The organism is Nigerium sp., from assembly GCF_039811905.1.
Classification (GTDB): domain Bacteria; phylum Actinomycetota; class Actinomycetes; order Propionibacteriales; family Propionibacteriaceae; genus Propioniciclava.
The window spans coordinates 1-3,157 of the sequence record NZ_JBDHZL010000170.1; the positions used below are offsets into that span (position 1 = coordinate 1).

Consider the following 3,157-nt stretch of genomic DNA (forward strand, 5'->3'; position numbering starts at 1 on the left):
CGAGTCGGTGTTTGCCGAGTCGGTGGGTTGTCGAGCCGGTGTGTCGTCGGAGTCAGCCCTGGTGAACTGACTCCCCACGACGGTTAGGTCACCCTTAGTAAGCGCGCCCTAAGTAAGGCAACCCTAAGCAGCCGCGAGGGGCCCTGTCATACCGATCTCGAATAACGGTACGCGCCGGTTGCGATAATCCGGTTACGGTCGTCTGGTGGTGGTTCAGCGCGGCCCCGAGCACACCCCCACAGCGGGCATCACCACGACTCGTTGGCTTTGCTTCCAAAACGGAAGCAGAACGAAGCGGGCAGTCCGGGGGCACCGGAGACCGCTCGCGGGCCCGCACCCGCGGGCCGCTGACGCCGCCCAGGCCGCTCGAGCCGCTCGCGCCGCCCACACCGCTCGCTCCGCTCACGCCGCCCACACCGCTCGCTCCGCTCACGCCGCCCAGGCCGCTCGCGCCGCGCGCGGGCAGCGGCGTCCACCACCGAGAGGCGCCCGGGGAAACCGGGCGCCTCTGGTCGTCTGTCGGGGGCGAGAGCCTGGTCGTCTATAGGGGGGGGAGGATTGGAGGAGGAGCGGACTAGTACGCCTCAGGCGTTGGCCAGGACGTCCGTCCCCACGCCGCGCCGGCGGATCGGCACCGATGTCGCCGGCTCGCGCGGGGCGTCCCCCTCGGAGCCCTCGACCACGAGCCCGCAGTCGGCGATGAGTTGAAGGTCGGCGGCGCCGGACTGCCCCTCACTCGTGAGGTAGTCGCCGAGGAAGATCGAGTTCACCATCTGCAGCGCCAGGGACTGCTGCGTGCGCAAGTGCTCCTCACGGCCGGCGCCGGCGCGGACCTCGGCGTCCGGGTGGACGAGTCGCACCATTGCGAGCACGCGGAGGCACCGCTGCGGGGTGAGTTCGTCGTGGCCGGCCAGCGGAGTCCCGTCGAACGGGAGCAGGAAGTTCACCGGCACCGACCGGACGCCCGCCTCCCGCAGCGCGAAGACGACGTCGACGAGTTCCTCGTCCGTCTCGCCCATGCCGGTGATGATCCCCGAGCAGGGCGAGAGCCCGGCGGCCTTGAGGGCGTCCAGGGTCGCACGCCGCTGCTCGTAGGTGTGCGTCGTGCAGACCTCGCCGTAGTGCGACTCGGCCGTGTTGAGGTTGTGGTTGTAGGCGTCCGCGCCGTGATCGTGCAACGACTGCGCCTTGTCGTCGTCGACGAAGCCCAGACACACGCAGATCTCTGTGCCGGGATGCGCGCTCTTAATCCCTTCGACGATGCCGTTCACGCGGTTGACGTCTCGCTCCGACGGGCCGTGCCCGCTCGCCACCAGGCAGACCCGCTTCGCGCCACCGGCGAGACCCGCCTCGACCGCGCGGCCGATCTCGTCGGGGGACGCCCACGAGTACTTCAGGACGTCCGCGGACGACCCGAGACGCTGCGAGCAGTACGTGCAGTCCTCGGGGCACAGGCCGCTCTTCAGGTTGACCAGGTAGTTCAGCTTGACCCGGTTGCCGAAGAACCGCCGCCGCACCCGGGACGCCGCAGCCACCAACGGCATCAGCTCGTCGTCGTTCGAACGCAGCACCGCGAGGGCGTCCTCACGGCTGATCGACTGGCCCTGCAGGCCGAGCGCGGTCATCTTCGCTAGGTCCATGGTTTCTCCTGTAGACGGTGGGATGGCACGGTGTGGAAAGGTGGGGGTGGGGACGGCCTCAGCCCCGCCGTTCAGGGGTCGCGACCGGCGCCCAGCCCGTGGCGGACGCCCTGGACGACACCCTTGAACGACGTTCAAGTATGCCCGTCACCCTAGCATCGCCCGGTCACCGTGGGAGGGATTCCGAAATGGTCGTGCGTCAGCCCGACGTCGTCGCCGCCGCGGTCGAGATCTTGGACGCCTATGGCCTCGCCGACCTCACCATGCGCCGCGTCGCCGAGCGGCTGAACGTGAAGGCCGGCGCCCTCTACTGGCACATCCCCAACAAGCAGACGCTGCTGGCGCGGGTCGCGGACGCCATCCTCGACCAGGTTCCCCCACCCTCGGACGCCGACTGGCGCGGTTGGCTGCGCTCGTGGGCGTCCGGGCTGCGAGCGACGCTGCTGCGCCACCGCGACGCGGCCGAGCTCGTGTCATCCTCCCTCGCCAGCGAGCTGTGCACCGCCGACATCGTGACGCCGGCGTCCGATCGGCTCACCGCCGCCGGACTCTCCCCCGCGGACGCCCGCGCCGCCGCCCGAGCACTGGTGCACCTCACGCTCGGGCACGTTTCCGAGGAGCAGAACCGCGCCACCCTCGTCGAACTCGGCGCGCTCAAACCGCCCGCCGACGACACCGAGGCCGATCATGCGGTGGGGATCGAACTCCTCCTCGACGGGGTGACGTCCCGGCTGGCCGGCTGAGGCCGCCCGTCGAGCCCGCCCGTCGAGCCCGCCCGTCGCGCCATGCCGGCGTGCCGGCCCGGGGGCGGCCGGTCAGTCGTCGACCCCTCGCGCGACGAGGGCTTCGCCCATGGCGTCCGCCTCCCGGAGCGCACGGACGATCAGCGGCGCCAGGAACGCCTGCGCACTCCGGGTGGCGCAGCGCGCCACCTGGGCCTCGCGCACCTGCACGGCCAGCCCGGCGACCAGCGGCACGCACCGGATGCCGAGAGTGATGAACAGGCCCACGCGCTCGGGGTCCACCCCGAACGGTCGCAGCCACCCGCTGGCGCGCACGACGGCGTCCACCAGGTCGGTCGTCGGCGTGGTCAGCGTGACGAGCGCGGCCAGCGACACCAGCAGCACGATGTTGCCGGTGACGGCGATCGCGCGGTCCCAGGCGCCGGTCCACACATGGAAGACGGCGGTGAACGCGAGCAGCATCCACATCGGGCGCACCTGCCGCCACCACAGCCCGGGGCTCAACCCGGACACGAGGTAGAGCGCGAACGTCCCGGCGATCAGGGCGAGGACGAGCCACCACCACTGCTGCACGACGACCGACAGCGCCCCGACGACGACCAGCCCCAGCAGCTTCGGCCCGGGGCCCAGCCGGTGCAGGAGACTGTCGCCCGGGTGGTACAAGCCCAGCGTCGAACGCATCAGCGCTCCCCGCGTTCCCAGCCGAGCGACCCGTCACCGGCTCCGCTCGTTCCCACCCCGCCCACACCCACACTGCTCACACCCACACTGCTC

The 3,157-nt window shown here is 71.2% G+C and carries 3 protein-coding genes; 1 reads left to right on the forward strand and 2 read right to left on the reverse strand.

The window, feature by feature from the left end; all coding sequences use genetic code 11:
• Positions 1–584: 584 nt before the first annotated feature.
• Positions 585–1,640: a biotin synthase BioB gene (gene bioB, locus WMJ97_RS14810; protein ID WP_347349774.1), complete on the reverse strand. Its 1,056-nt coding sequence runs from the start codon at positions 1,638–1,640 to the stop codon at positions 585–587.
• 188 nt (positions 1,641–1,828) lie between these two features.
• On the opposite strand from bioB, the gene WMJ97_RS14815 reads away from it, so the two are divergent.
• The gene (locus WMJ97_RS14815; RefSeq protein ID WP_347349775.1) at positions 1,829–2,383 is read left to right on the forward strand and encodes a TetR/AcrR family transcriptional regulator C-terminal domain-containing protein; all 555 of its coding nucleotides are present in this window, start codon (positions 1,829–1,831) and stop codon (positions 2,381–2,383) included.
• 72 nt (positions 2,384–2,455) lie between these two features.
• Here the strand turns inward: WMJ97_RS14815 and WMJ97_RS14820 are convergent, their stop codons facing one another.
• Positions 2,456–3,064 carry an energy-coupling factor transporter transmembrane protein EcfT gene (locus tag WMJ97_RS14820; protein WP_347349776.1) on the reverse strand — a complete coding sequence of 203 codons (609 nt, stop codon included), beginning with the start codon at positions 3,062–3,064 and terminating at the stop codon, positions 2,456–2,458.
• Positions 3,065–3,157: the final 93 nt, after the last annotated feature.